The sequence below is a fragment of the Virgibacillus sp. NKC19-16 genome, assembly GCF_021560035.1.
In the GTDB taxonomy this organism is placed as follows: Bacteria; Bacillota; Bacilli; order Bacillales; family Amphibacillaceae; genus Virgibacillus_L; species Virgibacillus_L salidurans.
Genome location: NZ_CP074373.1, coordinates 1,402,601 through 1,424,780 on the forward strand (window position 1 = coordinate 1,402,601; position 22,180 = coordinate 1,424,780).

At 39.5% G+C, this 22,180-nt stretch carries 22 protein-coding genes; 13 read left to right on the forward strand and 9 right to left on the reverse strand.

All coding sequences use genetic code 11. The features are described from left to right. Window positions 1-10: 10 nt before the first annotated feature. The 3 genes from putP to KFZ58_RS07355 all read right to left on the reverse strand — a co-directional run bounded on the left by putP (window position 11) and on the right by KFZ58_RS07355 (window position 4,662). On the reverse strand, window positions 11-1,492 hold the full coding sequence (gene putP / locus KFZ58_RS07345) for a sodium/proline symporter PutP (RefSeq protein ID WP_235794159.1): 1,482 nt from the start codon (window positions 1,490-1,492) through the stop codon (window positions 11-13). Window positions 1,493-1,609: 117 nt separating this feature from the next. After that, window positions 1,610-3,529: a vWA domain-containing protein gene (locus KFZ58_RS07350; RefSeq protein WP_235794160.1), complete on the reverse strand. Its 1,920-nt coding sequence runs from the start codon at window positions 3,527-3,529 to the stop codon at window positions 1,610-1,612. A 260-nt stretch (window positions 3,530-3,789) separates the two neighbouring features. Next, window positions 3,790-4,662, reverse strand: a complete 873-nt coding sequence (locus tag KFZ58_RS07355; RefSeq protein WP_235794161.1) for an AAA family ATPase — start codon at window positions 4,660-4,662, stop codon at window positions 3,790-3,792. 248 nt (window positions 4,663-4,910) lie between these two features. Here KFZ58_RS07355 and KFZ58_RS07360 point away from each other — a divergent pair, with 248 nt between their 5' ends. The 3 genes from KFZ58_RS07360 to KFZ58_RS19345 all read left to right on the forward strand — a co-directional run bounded on the left by KFZ58_RS07360 (window position 4,911) and on the right by KFZ58_RS19345 (window position 7,416). Beyond that, window positions 4,911-5,912 carry an LLM class flavin-dependent oxidoreductase gene (locus tag KFZ58_RS07360; RefSeq protein WP_235794162.1) on the forward strand — a complete coding sequence of 334 codons (1,002 nt, stop codon included), beginning with the start codon at window positions 4,911-4,913 and terminating at the stop codon, window positions 5,910-5,912. A gap of 336 nt (window positions 5,913-6,248) precedes the next feature. Continuing rightward, on the forward strand, window positions 6,249-7,250 hold the full coding sequence (locus tag KFZ58_RS07365; protein WP_370642471.1) for an RNA-guided endonuclease InsQ/TnpB family protein: 1,002 nt from the start codon (window positions 6,249-6,251) through the stop codon (window positions 7,248-7,250). 34 nt (window positions 7,251-7,284) lie between these two features. Then, window positions 7,285-7,416 carry a zinc ribbon domain-containing protein gene (locus tag KFZ58_RS19345; protein ID WP_370642472.1) on the forward strand — a complete coding sequence of 44 codons (132 nt, stop codon included), beginning with the start codon at window positions 7,285-7,287 and terminating at the stop codon, window positions 7,414-7,416. A gap of 134 nt (window positions 7,417-7,550) precedes the next feature. Here the strand turns inward: KFZ58_RS19345 and KFZ58_RS07370 are convergent, their stop codons facing one another. Then, window positions 7,551-7,895 (reverse strand): winged helix-turn-helix transcriptional regulator, encoded by a 345-nt coding sequence (locus KFZ58_RS07370; RefSeq protein WP_235794163.1) that lies wholly within the window; start codon window positions 7,893-7,895, stop codon window positions 7,551-7,553. 156 nt (window positions 7,896-8,051) lie between these two features. Here KFZ58_RS07370 and KFZ58_RS07375 point away from each other — a divergent pair, with 156 nt between their 5' ends. The 3 genes from KFZ58_RS07375 to KFZ58_RS07385 all read left to right on the forward strand — a co-directional run bounded on the left by KFZ58_RS07375 (window position 8,052) and on the right by KFZ58_RS07385 (window position 10,066). Next, window positions 8,052-9,107, forward strand: coding sequence for an LLM class flavin-dependent oxidoreductase (locus KFZ58_RS07375; RefSeq protein ID WP_235794164.1), 1,056 nt, complete (start codon window positions 8,052-8,054; stop codon window positions 9,105-9,107). Between the two features lie 14 nt (window positions 9,108-9,121). Further along, window positions 9,122-9,688, forward strand: a complete 567-nt coding sequence (locus KFZ58_RS07380; RefSeq protein WP_235794165.1) for an NADPH-dependent FMN reductase — start codon at window positions 9,122-9,124, stop codon at window positions 9,686-9,688. Window positions 9,689-9,790: 102 nt separating this feature from the next. After that, window positions 9,791-10,066: a hypothetical protein gene (locus KFZ58_RS07385; RefSeq protein ID WP_235794166.1), complete on the forward strand. Its 276-nt coding sequence runs from the start codon at window positions 9,791-9,793 to the stop codon at window positions 10,064-10,066. A 140-nt stretch (window positions 10,067-10,206) separates the two neighbouring features. Here the strand turns inward: KFZ58_RS07385 and KFZ58_RS07390 are convergent, their stop codons facing one another. Next, the gene (locus KFZ58_RS07390) at window positions 10,207-10,995 is read right to left on the reverse strand and encodes an HAD family hydrolase (protein ID WP_235794167.1); all 789 of its coding nucleotides are present in this window, start codon (window positions 10,993-10,995) and stop codon (window positions 10,207-10,209) included. A gap of 187 nt (window positions 10,996-11,182) precedes the next feature. On the opposite strand from KFZ58_RS07390, the gene KFZ58_RS07395 reads away from it, so the two are divergent. The 4 genes from KFZ58_RS07395 (at window position 11,183) to KFZ58_RS07410 (ending at window position 13,882) form a co-directional block, all read left to right on the forward strand. Then, complete coding sequence (locus KFZ58_RS07395) at window positions 11,183-11,449, forward strand: atypical membrane-integrating protein (Mistic protein) (RefSeq protein WP_235794168.1); 267 nt, start codon at window positions 11,183-11,185, stop codon at window positions 11,447-11,449. A 147-nt stretch (window positions 11,450-11,596) separates the two neighbouring features. Next, window positions 11,597-11,761: a hypothetical protein gene (locus KFZ58_RS07400; protein ID WP_235794169.1), complete on the forward strand. Its 165-nt coding sequence runs from the start codon at window positions 11,597-11,599 to the stop codon at window positions 11,759-11,761. Window positions 11,762-11,765: 4 nt separating this feature from the next. Then, window positions 11,766-12,074 (forward strand): YolD-like family protein, encoded by a 309-nt coding sequence (locus tag KFZ58_RS07405; protein ID WP_235794170.1) that lies wholly within the window; start codon window positions 11,766-11,768, stop codon window positions 12,072-12,074. Between the two features lie 218 nt (window positions 12,075-12,292). Then, complete coding sequence (locus KFZ58_RS07410; protein ID WP_235794171.1) at window positions 12,293-13,882, forward strand: BCCT family transporter; 1,590 nt, start codon at window positions 12,293-12,295, stop codon at window positions 13,880-13,882. An 80-nt stretch (window positions 13,883-13,962) separates the two neighbouring features. Here KFZ58_RS07410 and KFZ58_RS07415 read toward each other — a convergent pair whose 3' ends face one another. Next, window positions 13,963-14,388, reverse strand: a complete 426-nt coding sequence (locus KFZ58_RS07415) for a S1 domain-containing RNA-binding protein (RefSeq protein WP_235794172.1) — start codon at window positions 14,386-14,388, stop codon at window positions 13,963-13,965. Between the two features lie 74 nt (window positions 14,389-14,462). Then, window positions 14,463-14,921: a hypothetical protein gene (locus KFZ58_RS07420; protein WP_235794173.1), complete on the reverse strand. Its 459-nt coding sequence runs from the start codon at window positions 14,919-14,921 to the stop codon at window positions 14,463-14,465. 236 nt (window positions 14,922-15,157) lie between these two features. On the opposite strand from KFZ58_RS07420, the gene KFZ58_RS07425 reads away from it, so the two are divergent. Together KFZ58_RS07425 and KFZ58_RS07430 are read left to right on the forward strand one after the other, a co-directional pair. Continuing rightward, entirely contained in the window at window positions 15,158-16,417 is a 1,260-nt protein-coding gene (locus tag KFZ58_RS07425) for a YeeE/YedE family protein (protein WP_235794174.1), read from the forward strand. Between the two features lie 259 nt (window positions 16,418-16,676). Then, window positions 16,677-17,888, forward strand: coding sequence for a hydroxymethylglutaryl-CoA synthase (locus KFZ58_RS07430; RefSeq protein WP_235794175.1), 1,212 nt, complete (start codon window positions 16,677-16,679; stop codon window positions 17,886-17,888). A 53-nt stretch (window positions 17,889-17,941) separates the two neighbouring features. Here the strand turns inward: KFZ58_RS07430 and KFZ58_RS07435 are convergent, their stop codons facing one another. After that, a complete protein-coding gene (locus KFZ58_RS07435; protein WP_235794176.1) occupies window positions 17,942-18,817 on the reverse strand; it encodes a GNAT family N-acetyltransferase in 876 nt (291 codons plus the stop codon). A gap of 92 nt (window positions 18,818-18,909) precedes the next feature. Then, entirely contained in the window at window positions 18,910-20,286 is a 1,377-nt protein-coding gene (locus KFZ58_RS07440) for a sigma-54 interaction domain-containing protein (RefSeq protein WP_235794177.1), read from the reverse strand. Window positions 20,287-20,555: 269 nt separating this feature from the next. Between KFZ58_RS07440 and pruA the strand changes: the two genes are divergently transcribed. Further along, a complete protein-coding gene (pruA, locus tag KFZ58_RS07445; protein ID WP_235794178.1) occupies window positions 20,556-22,103 on the forward strand; it encodes an L-glutamate gamma-semialdehyde dehydrogenase in 1,548 nt (515 codons plus the stop codon). Window positions 22,104-22,180: the final 77 nt, after the last annotated feature.

Here is a 22,180-nt window from a genome sequence, read left to right on the forward strand (position 1 = left end):
TTTAAAAAATCTATTTCTCCTTATGAACAATATCAAGTGCTTCATCAAATTCACGGTTGATTTCCTGATTTGGCTTATATGTTATTAAACTAACAACAACGGCAACGATTAAACACAGTACGAAGCCTGGCACAATTTCATAAAGATAACCTGATAGGTCTGAGGTTCCCCAAACGAAGACCGTAACCGCGCCTACAATCATACCCCAAAGTGCCCCAGCACCTGTGAACTTTTTCCAATACAAGGCTAAGATAATCACAGGGCCAAACGCAGCTCCAAATCCTGCCCATGCAAAAGATACAAGACCGAGGATCGTTTCATTTTGTTGCCAGGCAAATATCATAGCAATTAACGATATAGCTAAAACAGCGATACGACTTAGATTTACTAACTGTTTTTGACTAGCATCTGTTTTAAATACCGCTTTATAAATATCTTCAACTAATGCGGATGATGTAACAAGCAGTTGGGAAGAAACGGTACTCATAATTGCTGCCATTACAGCTGCAAGCATTATTCCTGCAATAAATGGATGGAAGATAATTTGGCCTAATGAAATAAAGATTGCTTCCGGATCGGTTAGTGTAACGTCGGGATTTTGCTGGAAGTAAGCAACACCAACTAAAGCTGTAGCGGCTGCACCTAGTAAGGAAAGGAACATCCAGCCGATGCCGATTCTTCTTGCTTTTGTCGTTTCTTTTACAGATGAGATGGCCATAAATCTTATAATAATATGTGGTTGACCAAAATATCCAAGTCCCCATGCTAGGGAAGAGATAACGCCAGTTGCTGATGCGGTTGCGAAAAAGCTGAGTAACGTTGGATCTACTTCTCTAATGGAGTTTGCTGTGTTTCCAAGCCCTCCTGTTAAAAATAAACCGAAAATCGGAACTAGAATAAGAGCCAAAAACATCATTGTGCCCTGAACGACATCCGTAAAACTTACTGCTAGAAATCCCCCAATAAATGTATAAGCAATTGTTACAGATGCAACAATTAAGAGACCGGTGTGATAGTTATAACCAAACGAACTTTCAAAGAAAACGCCACCAGCTACTAACCCCGATGAAACATAGAATGTGAAATAAAGTAAAATAATAATCCCTGATACGATTCGTAAAACTTTTGAGTTATTTTTAAAACGGTTGTCAAAGAAACTCGGAATCGTAATTGAATTATTTGCTACCTGCGTGTAAGCACGAAGTCTTGGGGCGATCAATAACCAATTTGCCCAAGCACCAATCAAAAGCCCAATAGCCATCCATGCTTCCACAAGACCTGAAACATAAATTGCTCCAGGTAGCCCCATCAATAACCATTGAGACATGTCTGAGGCACCTGCACTAAGTGCGGATGTTGTAGCATTCAGTTTACGTCCTCCAAGCATGTAGTCATCCAGATTACTTGTTTTGCGATATCCATATACTCCAATTCCAATCATCACAGCAAAATAAAAAATAATTGCAATAAGTTGAAACGTATGATCAGCCATTCTTTCTCCCCCTTGTTGTTTAATCTATATTTTAAGTGTATGTTACACACGTATTTTATCGCAATTTATATCAGAATTTTATACATGCTTTTGAGGGGAGAAGAACTCCCATGCTTCCTAGATTGTCCGCAATAGTAATTTCTTCAATAGTGGTGCGAAGTGATCGGGTAGTTGGTCAACGCTTGGTATCATTAAGCGCTGATTACCGTAAATATTTTTCATAGTTAAATCTTCTCTTTCGTCGATCTCTCCGTCCGCTAGGAACATGCCAATGACGTCGATTCCTTTTTTACGTGCTTCTGATACAGCGACATTTGTATCGATAATTCCGTTTTGATCATAATTTGCGGCAGCAGGCTCTCCGTCTGAGAAAACGAGCAGGAATTTATGTTTTTCTCTTCTGGCTGCTAATTCCTCTGTGATCACGCGTATGCTAAAGCCATCTCTGTTATCTTCTTCCGGCTCAAGCTGCATAATTCTAGCTCCTGTGTTTTGATAGAATGAATCAGTAAAGGAATGGATATAGTGAAAATAATTTGGTTGATAATTTTCCTTTACGTCATTTGCATCTTCCCAGAAACCGATGATGGAGTGGGGGATCTTCAGCTGATTTAATACTTCATGAAACAGAATGATCCCTCTTTTTGTCTCATCCATTTTATTGTACATGGAAGCGGAACAGTCTACCAGCAAGGTAAATACGGCATCAATGTCTTTGGATTCTTCGGTTTTCTTATAAAAGATTCTTGGATTTTCATCCGTTACAACTGGCAGCAAATTTTTCGATAGCCGGCCCATTACTAAATCCTTTCGTGGAGCATTCATTTTGTGTTCCAGCGCTTTTTCTATAGTTGAAGCGAGCTTTCGTTTATAGGATTCGATTGTACGGACGTCTTCCTGGTATGCGAGTTGATCTTCCTCAGACGGTGATTCAGCTTTCTTTACAATCGCGACGGCATTTTTATTTTCTTCTCCATAGACAGGTTTATTTGTTTGCTTCCCTTCAACTGACCCTTGTTTTTCCAACGTTTCGGTTTCAGAGTAGTCATTATTCTCACTTTGCCCAGATGTCCCTTGAATCGTTCCCATGGCCTGATCGCCATCTTCTGTTTCTCTCGCGCCGCCCCCCATAATACCTGTCTTTGTGCCAACTTCCAGGTCAAATTGAAGAAAGTTCTGCTTCCTGTCACTGTTTTGATTTTCTGTGTGCCAGGTTGAAAATTGTTCATCAAAATATTCATTATTCTCGTCATCAGCGTCTTCCTGGTCATCATTCTCCAGTTCATCTGTACGTGTTAATTCATCAAATAATGTATTTTTTTCATAATTTTCCACGTGTGCAATTGGAAAGGTAAAATAAACATTGATCATATCCTTATACATTTCTTCTAATTGAATAAAAATTTTCTCCGCAATTTCCGCTGTATCATTCGTGCTTTTTGCTTCAAAAGTGCTATAAATCAGCGGCTTTAATTTTTCTAATTGGCGAAGCTGTTGCTCATTTGCTTTTGGAAAAGTTGGGTCTGGCTTATCGGCCTGAAGTGCCAGGTAGATGAGACAAAACAATTCATCGAGCGGATAGCTTTTTGTTACGTTTGTAGCTAATTGGGTCTCAAAGTAGTGTTTTAGATAATCTGTCCGGGTAACGAAGTTTTTCTTCGTACCAGGTCGATTTTCTTTTATGATTTCTTCGAGCCGTAAATCTTCCAGTAATGTAAATAGTTGTGCAGCAAATCTTGGCAGGTTTGATTGGTTTGCCTCTTCTAAATAGGCTTTCATCGCGGGAAGATAGGAATAATGTAATGTCCCAATTGTTCGTAAAAATACATCCGATTTGTATCCATTTTCCTTCTTCTCTTGGCTGTTAATATCCCAAAAACTGCTACCGGTTACTCTTTTATCGATAAGATCAATAAACGAGCCATACCTATATTCGAATTTTAAATCTGGATTGTCCGATAATATAGTGGATAAATCTTGTAATTGTAGAAAAAGATTCGTATCTATCTTGGAATCATTCCAGCGATTATATTTCACTCTCTCGTCCTCCTTTCTCAGGTCAAGCTGAAATTTTCGGATTTTAAAATAAGGCTGTTTTCTACAGGATTGTTGTTTTTGATATATAAGATATAAAAGATGACGTAGTGAAAAAATCATTTGGAAACTATGGTTGAGAACAGGGATTCGCTTCGCTTACCCGAACGGCGTTTATAACAAATTCTTATAGCAAACAGCACCTATGTCGTCTTTTATATCAATTGCGAAGTTTTAAAAGCAACAATACCTACGACAAGAGCCTAAAATAATGTATCTGCTAAATTCTTCACAAATTCTCTCTCGCGTTCTTCATCCAGTTTATCCACAATTGTTCTTAGGATCGCGCGTTTTGGTGGGATAAGTACGCTCAAATCACAAGCATCAAGCAACGCGCGGATGGATGCGGCATCTTCGGCAAGTTTTCCTTGGGACACAGCACGGATGAGGTCCGTAGACAAGGCGACGAATAAGTCGATTAACCTCTCATCCGCTAATTTTGTATTGGTCTGAATTAATTCCTTTAATTGTTCTCCTCCAAGATACGGCACATCAATAACGATGAAGCGATTTTTCAATGCCTCATTCAATGGCACAGTGCCAACATAGCCTTCGTTAATCGCAGCAATAACATTAAAGCCTTCTTTCGCTGTGATGATTTCATTTGTAAATGGATTAGTAACGGTTCTTCGGTAATCAAGGACACCGTTAATAAGTGGCAATGTTTCCGGTTTTGCCATATTAACCTCATCAATATAGAGGAAAGTACCATCTTTCATTGCACTCGTGACGGGTCCTGGTACAAATTCAATTACTTGTTTGTCTTCTTCATATGCCAGTGTTTTAAAACCCATTAAACTTTCAGCATCGAGATCCACCGAACAATTGACACTGAACATAGGCTGGTGGAACAGGTTCGATAACGTTTCAGCAAACTTTGTTTTTCCAGAGCCTGTTGGACCTTTTAGTAAAATGTTTTTCCCCATGCTGAGTGCCGAGATCGCATCGATTAATAGCTCTATATGTGGTGGTACATAACCACCTTGCGAGATTAATTCTTGAAACGTATCATCGCCAGTTCGATGATTTGTATTTAAAATTTCATTTATATTTTCAGGTAGATTGTAATTTGTCATTAATAGGAGGCTCCTTTCTAAGGACATTCTAAACGTTAGTGGAGGTATTTGTCACTTCCTGGTGCTTGTCTGAGTGAATGTTCTTTATCGCAGGGAAGTATTTTGAATATTATTCACAGTTATCGCTAGAGAAACATATGAGTTGTGAACTACTTACTTTAAGGGATATGATGGAGATACTTGGAAGAATATAGTTTAGCTGAAGTTTGAGCATAGTATCCACTATTAAAATACAAGGAGAATGTTAAATGTCAACCATACAAATACCGTTATCGGTTTTAAATCTAGCACCCATTCGTCAAGGAGAGGGATCTAAAGAAGCCATCGATGCAATGGTTGATTTGGCGCAAGCAACTGAGAAGATGGGCTACAGGCGATATTGGATTGCGGAGCACCATAATACGCCGACACTTGTGAGTTCGGCTACTGCTATGTTAATTAAACATACCTTGGAGCATACAGAATCCATACGCGTTGGGTCTGGTGGAATTATGCTGCCTAATCATTCTCCATTGGTTGTAGCCGAACAATTTGGAACAATGGCAACCATTTATCCGGATCGAGTGGATTTGGGACTTGGTAGGGCACCTGGTACAGATATGTTGACCGCCAATGCACTTAGACGATCTCAAAATGATTCGGTTTATACATTTCCAGAGGATGTAAAGACGTTACTTAAACATTTTGGCCCTGAAAAGGTACAAGATTTTGTAAAAGCCTATCCTGGTGTTGGCACGAATATTCCAATCTATATTCTTGGTTCTTCCACTGATTCAGCTGTGTTGGCAGCTAGATTAGGTTTGCCGTATGTATTTGCTTCCCACTTTGCACCAAAACATATGGAAGAGGCCATTTCCATTTATCGTCAACAATTCCAGCCATCTGACTACTTGGATGCTCCTTATATGACGGTATGTCTGAATGTCATTGCGGCTGAAACGGATGAAGAAGCCAAATTTGAAGCCACAACCATGCACCAATTTTTCTTAAATATAATACGTGGTTCCCAATCGCCGTTAAGTCCTCCCGTTGAAAACATGGATCAACTTTGGGATTCGCGTGAGAAAGAAGCGGCTACGTCGATGTCCAGTATGATTTTGACCGGAAGTAAAGATTCGGTACGCGAACAGTTAACGCGTTTCCAAGAGAAATATAATGTGGATGAAATCATGGCTATATCGTATATGTATGATCCGGCCAAGCAAAAGCGCTCTTATGAAATTTTAAAAGAAGTTGTGAATGGAAAATAACGAATGGATGTTTAGAAAACTTGGTTGTCACCAAGCTTTTGGGTGACAACCAAAGCCCGCACTTATGCAGTAAGAAAGTATTTTATACTTTCTTATCTGCAAAAAGCAAACCCTTGCTACGTGACAGGGTTTGCTTTTTATAAATGTGGAAGATCAAGAATAAAAAAGTTTTATTTAACAGCCTTGTCGAGAAGTCCCCTTCAAAATCTTTGATTTAGTGGGGGACGAATAGGTGCTTTATTATTATAATTATTATAAAAAAACTAAAAAGTCTAGACTTAAGAACGTTTGTTTGATATAATGAGAATATAACAAACGTTTGGGAGGTGACAACAAATGCTGGTACGCATGAATTATAAATATGAAATGTTTCCAAACGAAGAACAGATGCAAACAATGGATAGTTGGCTGTCTATTTGTCGTCATCAGTATAATTCCGCACTTTTAGATAAACAGCGTTTTTATCAAAAAAACAAGTCAGGGCTGTCCCGAACTAAATTACAAAAACAGCAAAAAGCGGATAAACAAAAGATCCCTTTTCTTAAAACAATACCGTCGCAGCCTTTGCAGGAGGTATTTTTCCGTCTGGAAAGCGCATACAAGAATTTTTTCGAAGGGCGTGCACGTTATCCGAAAATCAAAAAACACAAAGATTATAATTCAATGACATTTACGCAATTTGGGGTTGAAAAACGAAATATAAAAAACAAGAAAACCGGTGAAGTCAACGTACGTGATGTGCGATATGCTGCTTCACTTGACGAGAACAACCGTCTACTAATTTCAAAGCTCGGAGCAGTATATGTAAACTTTCATCGCCCATTGGAAGGAAAGGTGAAACAAGTCACCATGAAACGCCAAGGTAGCCGTTGGTTTGCGATATTCAGTGTTGAAAGACACGTAAACGAAACGGTTGATTTCCCTGTTCAATCAACAGGCATTGATGTTGGTATTCAAAAGTTTGCCGTACTATCCAATGGGTCGAAAGTAGAAAATCCGAAGTTCCTCTTGAAAGAAGAAAAGAAATTAAAGCGAGCACAAAAGAAACTTTCCCGTATGAAAAAAGGCTCAAATAACTGGAAAAAACAATTACAAAAAGTGCAGCAACTACACATAAAAGTTGCGAACCAGCGCCGTGACTTTCTGCATAAACGAAGTTATCATCTATCGAAAACGTATAAATTTGTTTTTGTCGAAGACTTGAATATCCGAAATATGGTAAAAAATCGTCATTTGGCAAAGTCGATTCATGACACTGGTTGGGGTGCCTTTTGTAATAAGCTTGAATACAAATGTGAAAACAATGGTGGAAAACTCGTAAGAATTAAACCGCATTAATACGAGTCAAGACTGTTCTGGCTGTGAGAAGCGTGTGAAAAAGTCTCTGTCCGTTCGCACGCATGTATGTAAATCATGCGGGACAGTTTTAGATCGCGACCATAATGCTGCCATGAATATTGAAAAAGTTGGACTGGATCTTTTGGGTTTGCGTCCAACTGCATAAATAGATTGTTTCGACTGTAGGGCAAGGTCCTGTCCGAACAGTATAAAACAAAGCCCTTGGAGATGATGTAAGACTCGGTTCATTAGAACAAAGCTAACGTCTATGAATAGGGAAGCTCCATCAAAATCTTTGATTTAGGTGGAGAGGTTCACTTTATTCCTCTTATGTAACATGTGCTTCGTACCCCATTCATGCATGGCTTCCAGAATTGGCTCCAGGCTTCTACCATATTCAGTAATAGAGTACTCTACTTTTGGAGGGACCTGTGGGTATACCACGCGCTCAATAATGTCTTCATCTTCTAATTCTCGAAGCTGCTTTGTAAGCATCTTCTGTGTGATTCCAGGCATACTACGTTTAAGCTCACTGAATCTTTTCGTTCCCTCCTGCAGTAAATGTAATAAAATAATGGGTTTCCACTTACCTACCAAAATCCCTAAAGCATCTTCCACACGACATAATTCCGGTTGCTTTACCATTTTATCTCCTCCACAGTATCTTTTTGTATACTATACCACTTAAAAGTGCGTACTTTCTTATTGGGTTAATATATTCTATAATAGCATTAAGTTGGATATGAGAAAATAAATGTATAAAAAATAGTAATGTATATAAAGAAAGGTTGAGAGAAATAAATGGAAAAATATCGTATAGATCAAAGCAAAGGAATGGAATTCGGACTTTATACATTAGGTGATCATTTACCGGATCCTGGAACGAGAGAGCGAATTTCCGCAAAGCAACGTATTCATGAAATAATTGAATTAGCGCAGCTTGCTGAGCAGGCAGGTATTGATTTTTTTAGTGTAGGTGAAAGTCACCAGGAGTATTTTGCAACACAAGCACATACGGTCGTTTTAGCAGCAATTGCCCAGGCAACAGAAAAGATTAAAATCTCAAGCTCTTCTACGATTATTAGCACCTCGGATCCAGTGCGTGTCTATGAAGATTTCGCGACAATTGATTTAATTTCAGGAGGGCGTGCAGAGATTGTTGCCGGTCGTGCATCAAGAGTGGGGCTTTATGATTTGTTGGGATATGATCTTCGTGATTATGAGGCGTTATATGAAGAGAAATTTGATTTGTTACGGAAGATTAACGATGAGGAAATAATTAACTGGAGTGGCCAATTTCGTGCAGATCTAAATAATGCAAAGGTTCTTCCACGTCCACTAAATGGCTCGCTTCCGATTTGGCGCGCAGTTGGTGGTACACCAGCTAGTGCAATAAAAGCCGGTTATGCCGGAGTTCCCATGTACATGGCTCATTTAGGCGGACCTGTTTCAGTATTTAAACGAACAGTAGACGCTTATCGTGAAGCCTTACAACAAAGCGGGTTTGATCCATCCGAATTCCCAGTTGCAACAGCTGGATTTTTCTACGCGGCTGATTCATCACAGCAGGCTTTACGAGATATGTACCCACATATTAATGAAGGAATGAAGCGAACGAATGGCCAAGGATTTCCGAAGCAGCACTTTGCTCAAGGAGTAGATCCGCGTAGTGTGATGAATATTGGTAGTCCACAGGAAATAATTGAAAAAATTCTTTACCAGCATGAGCAATTTGGTCATCAACGGTATATCGCACAAATGGATTTCGGCGGCATGCCTTTTGATAAATTAAAGAAAAATATTGAACTGATTGGTACTGAAATTTTACCAGCAATTAAGAAATACACGGCAAAATAAAGGGAGTGAAAAAAATGAAGGTTGTCGGATTATCGGGTTCGAAAGTTGGAACGAAAACAAGAACAGCGATGGACTATACCATGAAAGCAGTCTCGGAAAAATACCCAGAGACGGAAACGACGTTAATTGATTTAGCAGAGTATGATGTACAGTTTAGTGATGGTCGTAACTATTTGGAATATGAAGGTGATACAAAATATGTCGCAGAAACCATCATGGAAGCTGATGCGATTATTTTGGGGACACCAATTTTTCAAGCATCCATACCAGCAACATTGAAGAACATCTTTGATTTACTTCCTGTAGACGCGTTTCGCGATAAAGTTATCAGCATGATTGTAACAGCAGGTTCCGCGAAGCATTACTTAATTGTAGAAAACCAAGTGAAACCTATTTTAGGATATATGAAAGCACAAATTGTACAAACTTATGTATTCATCGAAGAAATGGATTTCTATCAAAAAGAAATTACAAATGAAGACGTATTATTCCGAATTGATCGTTTGGTGGAAGATACAGTCGTATTAACGGAAACCTATAAGCAAATTCGTGAAGCGAAAGAAGCGGAATATGATTTCTAGGACTTTGTCGTAATTAAATATCCTCCATACATACGATGAAATATTTATGGAACACTAATATATAAATTCTCATCGATTATAGATTTTATGGAGGGTAACTTTATGGTACACCAGAATGTCCATCAGCAATTACAGCAAATTAGTAAACAATTACATGAGGCACAAGAATCTGCCCGGCTTGCACAAGGTTCTGATCCGCAACTATTGGAACAAGCAGATCAGCAGTTAAACGAAGTAGAACAGCAATTGCAAAATGTGCAGAACCAAGCGGGAGCTGAAAGCACGGAAAACCCACAATTTCAGCAGGCTTATGAACAGTTGCACGATACACGTCAACAAGTACAGGAAGCGCAACAAAATAATAATGATGTTTTATAAATAGAAATAGAATGCGCATCGATACAAACAAACTACAATACCATCATTCAAGGAAAAGAAAATTTGCAAATCCGAATCGTTATCGATTCGGTATTTTTTTCTTATATAGTTGCGTCATATTTGCCTCTTTTTTATCTTGTCTAAACAACAAAGGACTTGACGAGGTGACGTTCAATAAATTCGGCTAAGCCGTCGTTTTGATGATGCCCTGTGACAAAGTCAGCTGCGTTTTTTACTATTGGATCAGCATTGGCCATAGCGACTCCAGTGCCGGAATGACGAAGCATTTGTATATCATTTGGGCCATCTCCAAATGTAACTACTTCTGATGAGTTGATTCCATAAGCACGAAGTAATGTTTTAATGGCTGCCCATTTAGAAACACCACGAGCCACCAATTCAAACCCATCACTCCAATCAATGACAGCAGCTTCCTCTTTAAATGATTTTGAAAGTTGCTGGCTAGGGCCACCTGTTCGAATACTGTATTTTAGCACATCCTGATAGTTCACATTTCTTAAATCACCGACATAACTTGGAGGAATTCCACCTTCCCTTGTCCATTCGGCAATTTCTGAGCTCATACTCTTGCAATAAAGGCCGGTAGCAGTGTGTACAAGAACATTGCAGGAAACTTCTTCAGTTACTTGGTGGAATCGCTCCTTATCCAACATGATTGGCTTAACCTGAATCGCTTTTCCTGTTCTCCCATCGTGAATGGAAGCGCCGTTTAAACAAATCATCGGCGTTTTCAATTCAAGTGCCTTATAGTAAGGGGCTGTTATTTCATATTGACGTCCCGTTGCAAGAAAAACCTTAACCCCTTGATTAATTAGCATATTAATCGCTTCTGTGTTACGTCGGGATATTTCGTTTGAAGTCGTTAGTAGCGTCCCATCCATATCAATAAAGATCGCGCGCGTATTCATTTTTTTCCTCCCTTTCATTTGATATATCAATCGTATCATCTGAATGTAAAGGATTGATTAACTGACTGTAATGTTTAGATTAAGTTTATAGGATATAGAATTAAGGTCACATATGACGTGGATTAAATTGAATGTAATCCACGTATTTTATGATTTTTTGGATAAGCTAATTACCGGGTGATAAAAAATGAAGGCAACTGAAATAGAGCGAAAGTCGTTTGATAAATCATTGGATGGAATTCTAGAACTGTTCAATAATTTAGAAGAAGATGTGCCGATTATTCATTTTAGTGATGATGTAATTGAGAATATTGAACGCGCAAAGGAAAAATATGGGGAAGACAGGGTTCATCAAAAAATTAATGCCATTGTTGGTGAAATGCTTTCCTGGCTTGAACTGGAAGAGGATGATAGCGGTTCCGAAGCTGAAGAGACAACGGATAATGATTCTTAAATGTGTTATTTTTCCACTTTATAAAGAACTCTTGTTCCTATATAATCAAATAAGAACACAAGTTTGCTTGATGGAAGGGAATGATTTAAATTGGAAGGTTTGCTTATACATTCTGTTGAACAAAAGGAAAAGATTGCAGTCTTTTACATGGATGTAAAAAATAACGTTACCGAGCGAGTGATTCGGGTAATCAGCATCGATCATGATGCTATCGTTGCTTATTGTTATTACCGGAAGCAGGTGCGTACGTTTAAATTAAAAAATATTCTTGCAGCGGGACCAATCAGTCAAAAGAATAAGATGGGGGCTTAAGAGGATGAATGATAGAGGCACAATAAAATGGACATCTTTGATGATACCGGAACATACGAACTTACTTAATCAAATGTGGGCGGAAGAGAATTATAAAGAAAAACCAATGATAGAGGAGCAACAAGAAATACAAATAAACGCTGCACTAAAGCAAGCTATAAATCATGATCTGCCTGTCGAAATTAAACATTATAACGATGGTGATTATCTAACTTCAAAAGGTAAGTTAAGGAAGATCGATACGGCTACATTAAGGTTGGATGATGCTACCGAAATTAAACTAACGGATGTACTTGATGTATGTGTTGATTAAGTCTTGTAGCGATAATGATCTGCAAGGCCTTTTATGGAAAGATAATAGCTTATCTATTATGATAGAGAGGCTCAACCCCTCCATACACGGTGAACTTAAGACGTTTTGTAAACATCCTTGGTACAGTTTTCTATTATTAACCTATGTTTATAAATATAAAAAAGTGGTAAATAGAGAGAGTATATTTGATTTATTAATTAATAAATGGAGGTTGCATAATGGAAAAGAAAGGTAAAGGGTCGAGCAAAAAAAGTCTAATTGACCATAAAATATTTGCTCCCTCTATACTTATTATGATCGCAATTTGTATACCTTTTGCGATGTACCAGGATGAATCGCTGGAATTGTTGAATGGTATATTTAATCAGGTTGTGGAGATATTTAACTGGGGATATCTTTGGTATGCCATTTTGATGGTTATAGCTGGTCTTTATATGTCATTTTCCAAATATGGAAATGTTGTTTTAGGAGATCCATTGGAAAAACCCAGGTTTACGCTATTTGAATATGCTTCGATTCTCATTGCCATGGGGCTTGGCTCTACCATCATGCGGACAGGGATGACCGAATGGGCCAATGTCGCAGTAGATCCCCCTATTGGTGTTGAGGCAATGTCAGCAGATGCGCTGATGTGGGGGAATGCATACAGTATGTTCCTGTGGACTTTCCAAACTTTTGCTATCTTTGTCATGGCAGCACCTGCCCTTGGATATCTTGTCCATGTCCGGAAGAAACCGGTTATGCGAATTTCCGAGGCATGTCGTGTAATTTTCGGAGATAAGTTTACAGATGGTATTGGCGGAAAAATATTGGATGTACTTTTCCTAGTCAGTATTCTTGCAGGTGCTGCGGTTACCTTAGGATTAGGGACGCCAATTGTTACTTATAATTTGGCTGAAATTTTTAATATCGAAATTACGTTTGGTTTAACAGTAATCGTAACTATCGTGTGGGTGTGCTTTTTCTCTATCAGTGCCTACTTAGGAATAGAAAGAGGTATTAAGAAATTAAGTACTTTTAATATGTATCTTGCCGGTGCATTAGCCTTATTTATCATGATAGCGGGTCCTGGTGTATTCATACTTAATTATTTCACAGACTCTATTGGTTTTCTGTCTACACACTATATTGATATGATCCTTAATACGAATGCCGTTCATATGGGAGAAAGCACACATATACAAAGTAATACCGTGTTTTATTTCGCCTATAATGCAACATGGGCTATGCTGCATAGTGTTTTCGCCGCAACGATATCACGGGGAAGAACGGTAAGGGAAATGATTATGACGTATCTATTAGCGCCGATGCTCATAGCTTGGGGTGCAACAGCGGTCCTTGGAGGTCTTGGCGTGCAGAGGTTCCTAACCGGAGAAGTTCCTGTACTGGAAATTGCCCAAGAGGATGTAATGGCAGCCATACCGGCCATATTGAGTTCATTACCTTTATCAATTATCGCGCTTGTGGCATTTGTCGTCGTTGCCATGATTTTCATGATTACGACACTGGATTCGACAACATATACTATTGCTTCTTATGCAGGAACGAGGAACATGAGTAAGTCAGAACCCTCGAAAAATTTGCGGCTGATTGTCGCCGCAATCATTACTGTGTTTGCCCTGCTATTATTGCGTATAGGTGGCCTTGCCCCACTGGAAGTAGTTTCAGGACTGCTGGGGATACCGATTATTTTCTTACAGATTCTGACTATTTATGCCGCTAAGAAAATGATGGATGAGGATAGAGCATGGGTAAATAATGTAAGGAAGAAAAAGAAATGGAAACAACAACAGCAACAGAATCAATAAATAACAGTGGAGATATAAAGAAGGGCAAGTCCGTTAGTCGGGCTTGCCCTGTCCATTTATCTATAGGATGAAGCATTTTGCTATCCGCGTCTTCCGCCTCTACCGCCTCGTTTTGTATCAGTGCTGCGTTTAAGCGTAGATAAATTTTCTTCACTAGTTTTTAAAAACTTAGCCATTTTATCTTCAAAAGATTCCTTAGATTTGAAATTACCTCTGGAGCGATTGGCTTTGGAATTCCTGCTATCTCCGCCTTGGCGTGCTGGACGCTCTGGTCTATCAATTGCTTTTTTAATGGATAAAGCAATTTTCCCCTCTTTCTCACTAATAACTTTTACTTCAATTTGATCCCCTTTTGTTAGATGATCATTAACATCTTTTACATAGCTATCAGCTACTTCGCTGATATGCACAAGCCCTGTTTTGCCGCCTGGTATTTCTACGAATGCACCAAAATTAGTTATGCCTGTTACTTTACCTTGTACCTTGCTACCTACTTCAATTGACAATGAAGTTCCCCCTTAGTAATGATAAACCAACTAATTATAACAAATAAAAAGGAGAATATCAATGGGCGAGATGTTTAATATGTATCTTGTAAACGTCTAAAACCTTCTTGGTGAAGATAGTCAGTTGCAGCATTATGGGTTGCGTAAGTTCCGTCCAGTGTGTCACCGGCATATATATCCCATGTGCTAATATCATGAAATAATGTTAGGGTCTGGTTTTCAGCATTTATCCATGTTTCTTCAAAAGGCTCCGATTCAGATAGTGATGCAATGGATTGTTTGATCACCTTACGTAGTTCTTGTTTCGTAAAATCGCGGATGTTTACCATCCCTTTCGAATCAATCGTATAGGCATCATCTATTTGTTCAGCATACACAAATCCGTTCCCATTTGGATGTAGACGATAGACGACTATTTTCTTATCAACGACACTCTCTTCAAAATGGAAATTGACACGACCAAGAGAAATATCGTAGCGCTGTAATTCTGGAAATGATTCAATAATTGCAAGCTTTTCTTCAAATGTAAGCATGTGACCTCCATGTAGACTGTATTTAGAATTTAATCTTATTTTACCACTTGAACTTGGAAAAATACGAGGAAAGTTGTTTTACAAACTTGTATTGCCGTGGAGTTATCTCGTTCACGGGTTGTTTATCTGGCTGCGAGGTAGACGCTTGGATAAATTTCTTTTGACACAACAACCACTTGCCGTTAATATTATAAGAAGATAAACCCGACTAAATTTATCAAGAAAGGGTGTTTTAGATGGGGACATCAGTAGCTAGTGTTCAACCTGTAAGTGAAGTAAAAGATCCGGTGGAAAAAAGACCTGATTTAAACAAGCCTCAAATGCCACTAATAATTGGTGGGCTATTTGTTGGGGCTATATTAATGATATATTTAATGATTACACAAAATAGTATTCAACCACTACTACTTGTAATTGGTTTGTTGCTTGGATATACATTGTTCCATGCACGTTTTGGCTTCACCTCAGCATTTCGTAGGTTGGCGGCTGTCGGAAATGGGCAGGCCCTGCGTTCACATATGTTAATGTTAGCCGTTGCTGTTACATTATTTGCTCCGATTCTAGCATTTGGTTATTCATTCTTTGGTGGAGAAGTTGCTGGATATGTATCACCAATTGGCATTAGTCTCCTAGTAGGTGCCTTCATGTTTGGAATAGGAATGCAGCTTGGTGGAGGTTGTGCTTCCGGTACGCTTTTTGCCGTCGGTGGTGGGCGTACTGTCATGTTTGTAACGCTATTATTCTTTATTGCTGGTTCAACAATAGGAGCCAAACACCTTCCGTTCTGGACGGAGGATTTACCAGCATTCGAACCTGTTTCTCTAGCAACATCTACGGGACTTGGTTATGGTGGCGCATGGGCATTATCGATTGCATTGTTTGGTCTAATCGCTTGGATTACCTTAGTTGTTGAGAAAAAGAAAAAAGCACCAAAAATGGCTCCTGTACCGTCAGCAACTGGTTGGAGGAGAATTCTCCGTGGATCATGGCCGTTGTTCGCAGCTGCAATTGCGTTAGCTGTTCTAAACGCCTTAACGTTAATGACTCGTGGTACACCATGGGGAATAACTTCAGCTTTTGCCTTATGGGGTTCAAAAATAGCACAGTTCTTTGGCGTCGATGTAGCTAGTTGGGGCTATTGGCAAGGTGCTAACGCCGCAATGTTAGAGTCATCGATTTTTGCAGACTCTACAACTGTATTAAACTTGGGTGTAATCATAGGGGCGTTTCTAGCATCAGCAGCAGGTGGACTATTTAAGTTTACTAGAATCAACCCGAAAAATGTAGCAGCAGCTGTTATAGGTGGATTACTCATGGGATATGGTGCCAGGCTCGCATTTGGCTGTAACATCGGCGCATACTTCGGAGGCATTGCATCATTTAGCCTTCATGGATATATTTGGGGAATCCTTGCATTAGGAGGAACCTTTGTAGCACTCTATCTCAGGCCGTTGTTTGGGTTATCGGTACCAAAATCAAAAGACTCATTTTGTTGAAGCATTAAGAAGTGAATCACCATACGTGTTTTTGTATGGTGATTTCTTACGTACTTATTGTTGTTAAATGCGACATAAGAGTCAACCAATACCTTTCCATTTACACTACCCTTCAAAACAACTCTTCAATTGTGTTGAATAAGGATTATATATTATCATAAAAATTGTAAAGTATGACACTCTATATCATATCGTTTAGGAAAATTACCCATCCATCATTGGCATGTACACAATACAGAAAAGTAAAGGAGAGCTTATAGTGGAAATTGGAATTGACAAAATTGGTTTTTACACCCCGCATTTATATGTGGATATGAACAAACTCGCTGTCGAAAGAAATGTTGAGCCGGAAAAATTTACAATTGGAATTGGGCAGGAAAAGATGGCTATCGCACCTCTCACGCAGGATCCGGTGACATTGGCCGCAAATGCAGCATTGGATATTTTAGATGAAGAAGATAAAGAAAAGATCGATTTTGTTTTATTTGGAACTGAATCTGGTATCGATCAATCAAAATCTGCAGCAGTATATGTGCATCGCCTGCTTGGGTTAAATCCTCAAGCACGGGCTGTTGAAGTGAAACAAGCTTGTTATGGAGCTACTGCCGCCATTCAAATGGCTAAAGGGCATATTGCGTTGAATCCGGAAAGTAAGGTATTGGTCCTAGGCTCAGATATTGCGAGATACGGCTTAAACACTGGAGGCGAAGCGACACAAGGAGCTGGAGCTGTTGCTATGGTTGTAAGCGCAGATCCCAGCATTATGGTTCTTGAGGGCCCGAGTGCTTATTTGACTGCTGATGTTATGGATTTTTGGCGACCTGTATACTCTGACGAAGCATTTGTAGATGGAAAATTCTCGAATGAGCAATATATTGCATTCTTCTCCAGTGCCTGGGAGCAATACAAATCCAAAACAGGTCAGGGACTAGCAGATTTTGAAGCATTTTCTTTTCATTTGCCATACACGAAGATGGGCAAAAAAGCGTTAAGAGCTGTTTTAGATGAAGGAACAGAAGAAGATAGTGAACGTTTATTAGCAAACCATCAAATTGGTGCGGTTTATAATAGAAATGTTGGTAATATTTATACGGCTTCGTTGTATTTAAGTTTGCTTTCACTGCTTGAGCAGAGTGAAGACTTGCAGGATGGTTCACGAATCGGGCTATTCAGCTATGGCTCAGGAGCAGTAGGGGAGTTATTTGCCGGCAGGCTGCAGCCGGGTTACCGGGAGCATTTAAATGTAGCGCGTCACAGTGAGTTATTTGCTACAAGAAAAGAGGTAACAGTTTCCGAATATGAGGAGATTTTCCAGGAGACATTGCCAACTGATGGATCAAGCCTTGATCTTGATATTGACCAAGATCCAGCAAAAATCTGCCTCTCCGGGATCGAGGGACATTCTCGCCAGTATGTGAATAAGGCAAGTAATATCGAGGCAGAAAAAATTTCGGCTCGTGCAGAACGTTGATTATTTTTAAGTAAAGACCTTTTGGTGTGGGAAACATCAAAAGGTCTTTTCTGTTAACCTAATTTCTCATATTCCTCTTTATAAATCCCATACAGCAGCCACGGAGAGGGCAACTCAAATCGATGATTAGCAGGCAATGTTTGAGCTTCCTCTTTTGTTAAATCCATCCATATGTAGGTGTCTTCTCCTGTTTGTTCTTTTAATCTCCCGTAATCGCTTGAAATTGTCTCCCATAATCCGGGTTGCGTGGCCATATCGCTCCATGGGTATACGGCATGCAGATAATGATTCTTCTTTTGATCAGTCTTGGTAATCAATACACGGGTTTGATCATCATTTTCATAAAACGCCCATTGCTCAAGGTCATGATCTTGAAATAAGTCCATGGAACCGGGGAAGGGGTAATAACATTCATACGGGAAAACCTGTGCTGATTTTACATAGGTTTGTTGTACCCAATCTCTTTTTCGCTGTAAGTCGGTAACTGGATTCCAAGGCTTTGCACCTGTTTCTAGCGCAGAGGTATCTTTAGTAACAGCCCCGTGTAATATTATATAGTTGGATAGACCGTTTTTTTCTATTACACGTTGTGCTGATAAATTATGCTCCTGCGTGTTGGCACCAGCCCACTTAATACTATGTAGGGTAAATGCTGCGTTCAATACATGGGTCATCAGAGACGTGGAGAAACCGTTTCCCTTCCATCTGCGGTCGCTTCTTAATCTGCCTAACATTGCATAACTACCTGCATAAATGGTATATCCTGCTATACTAACAAGCTGCCCGTCCTGGAATAACCCAAATAAGCGACTAGGCCCTTGTATAAGTCTATCAAATATGTCTTTTACATAATCATCTTCAATGCCAGTGTCCAAATCTTGAACGTGAGGATAGTCGTTATTTTGCAAAAGTCGAATTGTTGTTTTCATATATTCTTCACTCCCTGAAAGGATCATTTTAGCATTTTTATTATAAACTTTTTTAAAAGATATATGAAACTCTCAAGTCCTATGCCCGCTAATTAATCTCTAATCCCGTATTTCCTCATCTTACTATAAAGCGTCACCCGTGAAATCCCGAGTATTTTAGCAGCGGCACTTTTATTTCCATTATTTTGCTGGAGCGCTTCTTCAATCCTTTTTTTCTCGATATCTTCTTTTTCCTGAACCAACGAATGATTGCTTTCTATTTCCTGTACAGTATTTGGAGTAGAAGTATTATGGAAAAAGGCCAAGATATCTTGTTTTTTGATCACGGATTTTTCCGAGAGTATGATTACACGTTCGATCAAATTTCGTAACTCGCGTACATTGCCCGGCCAGTGATGTTGAAAAAGGGCTTCTACTGCATCTTGTTCGAGTGTTGGGAGTGGCACTTCGTATTGAACGGCAAATTGTTTGAGAAATAATTTTGCCAGTTCGACTACATCATTGATTCGCTGTCTTAGTGGAGGCATGGTGATTTGAATGACGTTTAAGCGATAAAATAAATCGGAACGGAATTGTTTTTCTTGCATTTGCTGCTCCAGATTCTGATTCGTTGCTGCGATGAAGCGAACGTTCACTGGTTTTCCAGAAGAACTGCCCACTTTATAAATGATATTTTCCTGCAGTACACGAAGCAGCTTTACCTGCATATCCAGCGGGAGCTCACCAACTTCATCCAGAAATAAGGTTCCACCGTTTGCCATCTCAATTTTGCCGGTTTTTCCCTTTTTCTCGGCTCCCGTAAATGCACCCCCTTCATAGCCAAATAATTCGCTTTCAAATAATGCTTCTGGAATAGCTCCGCAGTTAACTGGAATAAATGGGCCGTTTTTGCGTGGGCTTGCCTCGTGAATCGCCCTTGCACAAATTTCTTTTCCAGTCCCGCTTTCTCCGAGAACGAGTGTTGTGGCATCTGTTTTGGCAGCTTTACTTGCAATTTGAATCATTTGCTGGAGAGGGAGGCTATTTCCTTTTAGCCGTGAAAAAGGGTTTTCCTCTGTGTTCGTTGTATAAACCTTTTGTCTTAATTCATTTAACGCTGTAGAGGTGGTTAATAAACTGTCATTTAATTTTACAACATGCGTGATATCCCGTTCTGCGGATATCGCTCCAATTAATTCTCCATCATCCGTGAAAATAGGGGAGGCGTTAACGACAACATGCTTATCCCGGCGTGGCCTGTGATACGTACCTTGAACTGGTTTTTTCGTCTCAAGCACATTTAAAGCCATTAAATCATCGTCATGGAAAAAATCTGTTATTTGCCTGTCTATAATCTCATTACGTTTAATGTTATACGTTTGTATGGCGGCATCATTCCAAAAAATAACCTCTTTATGTTGGTTGATAATCGTTATCGCATCATCTTCTGTTGATAATACAGCGTCCAGGTAATAACGTTCATTAGCCATCATGTCCCCTCCATATAACCTTGGATTGTAAAGATAAGTGTAAAGTATTTTTACACTATTGTAAATAAAATAAACGTAAATTAGAAATGCCCTTAATAGATAAAAGGGATAAAAACAGTGCATTGAAGGCGAATGATCGATAGAAACATAGAAAAATAGATGTTGGCATGTATTTTGCTTATAGAATGGTGAAGGGTTGTAGAGATATTTTTAATATTTAAGGTAATTGCTTTCAGTAAATTGATACAAAAATCAAGGAGGTTTTTATTTTGGTTTTACCATTTAAACATGAACCATTTACTGATTTTAACGATGAAACAAATCGAAAGGAATTTGATGCTGCACTCAAGGAAGTGAAAGAGCAGTTAGGACAGGAATATCCATTGGTAATCAATGGGGAGAAAATTTATACGGATGATAAATTGGTTTCCGTTAACCCTTCCGATAAAAATCAAGTCGTTGGAAATGTATCGAAAGCCACAAAAGCATATGTCGATCAAGCGATGGAATCAGCAGAAGGTGCTTTTAAAAAATGGAGAACATGGACGGCGGTAGAACGTGCAGAAGTGCTGTATAGAGCAGCTGCAATTGTGCGTCGTCGTAAGCATAAGTTTTCCGCATGGTTGGTATACGATGCTGGTAAGCCTTGGGGGCAGGCTGATGCAGATACAGCAGAAGGTATTGATTTTATAGAGTACTATGCGCGCCATATGATTGAGCTGGAAAAAGGGAAAGAAATTAATGATCGTGCGGGTGAAGAAAATACGTATTTCTATCAGCCGATGGGTCCAGGTGTTACCATCCCGCCATGGAACTTCGCATTTGCGATCGTAGCAGGTACTACTGTTGCGCCAATTGTAGCGGGTAATCCTGTGCTCCTGAAGCCATCTGAGAATACACCGGTGATTGCATATAAATTAGTAGAAGCACTGGAAGAAGCAGGCCTGCCAAAAGGTGTGGTAAATTTTGTACCAGGAGATCCTGCGGAAATTGGCGATCATCTCGTGGATCATCCGAATACGCACTTTATTAACTTTACTGGTTCTCGTGCAACTGGAATCCGTATTATCGAACGTGCAGCAAAAGTACAAGAAGGGCAAACCTTCCTAAAACGAGTGGTTGCTGAAATGGGTGGAAAAGACACGATCATCGTTGATAATAACGCAGATCTGGAACTTGCAGCTCAATCCATTGTGCATTCAGCATTCGGTTTCTCCGGACAGAAATGTTCTGCCTGCTCAAGAGCAATCGTGCATAAGGATGTGTATGAAGACGTGCTCGGACGATGTGTCGAATTGACAAAAGAATTAACAGTGGGCAACACGAGTGAAGAAGATGCATACATGGGTGCTGTTGTTAATCAAAAACAATTTGATAGTATCAGTAATTATATTGAAATTGGTAAGCAAGAGGGGGAACTTGTTGTTGGTGGAGAAACGGACGATACCAAAGGTTATTTCGTTCATCCGACTATCTTTAAAGATGTGGATCCACAAGCACGTATCATGCAGGAAGAAATATTCGGTCCGGTTTTAGGATTTGCAAAAGCAGAAGACTTCGACGAATTGCTTGAGATTGCAAACAACACGGAATACGGCTTGACTGGTGCGGTAATCTCAGACAATCGTGAGCATTTAAACCGTGCGCGCTATGAATTTCAAGTGGGTAACCTCTATTTCAACCGCGGATGTACCGGTGCCATTGTCGGTTATCAACCGTTCGGCGGATTTAAAATGTCCGGTACAGATTCCAAAGCAGGAGGCCCGGATTATCTCACACACTTCTTGGAAGCTAAAACATTATCGCAACATTTCTAAAGAAGGCTAGAATAATTGTGACAATAGGGTGCACCTATTGTCACTTGTTCCTAATTTTAATGTAAGAAGTTACCTGA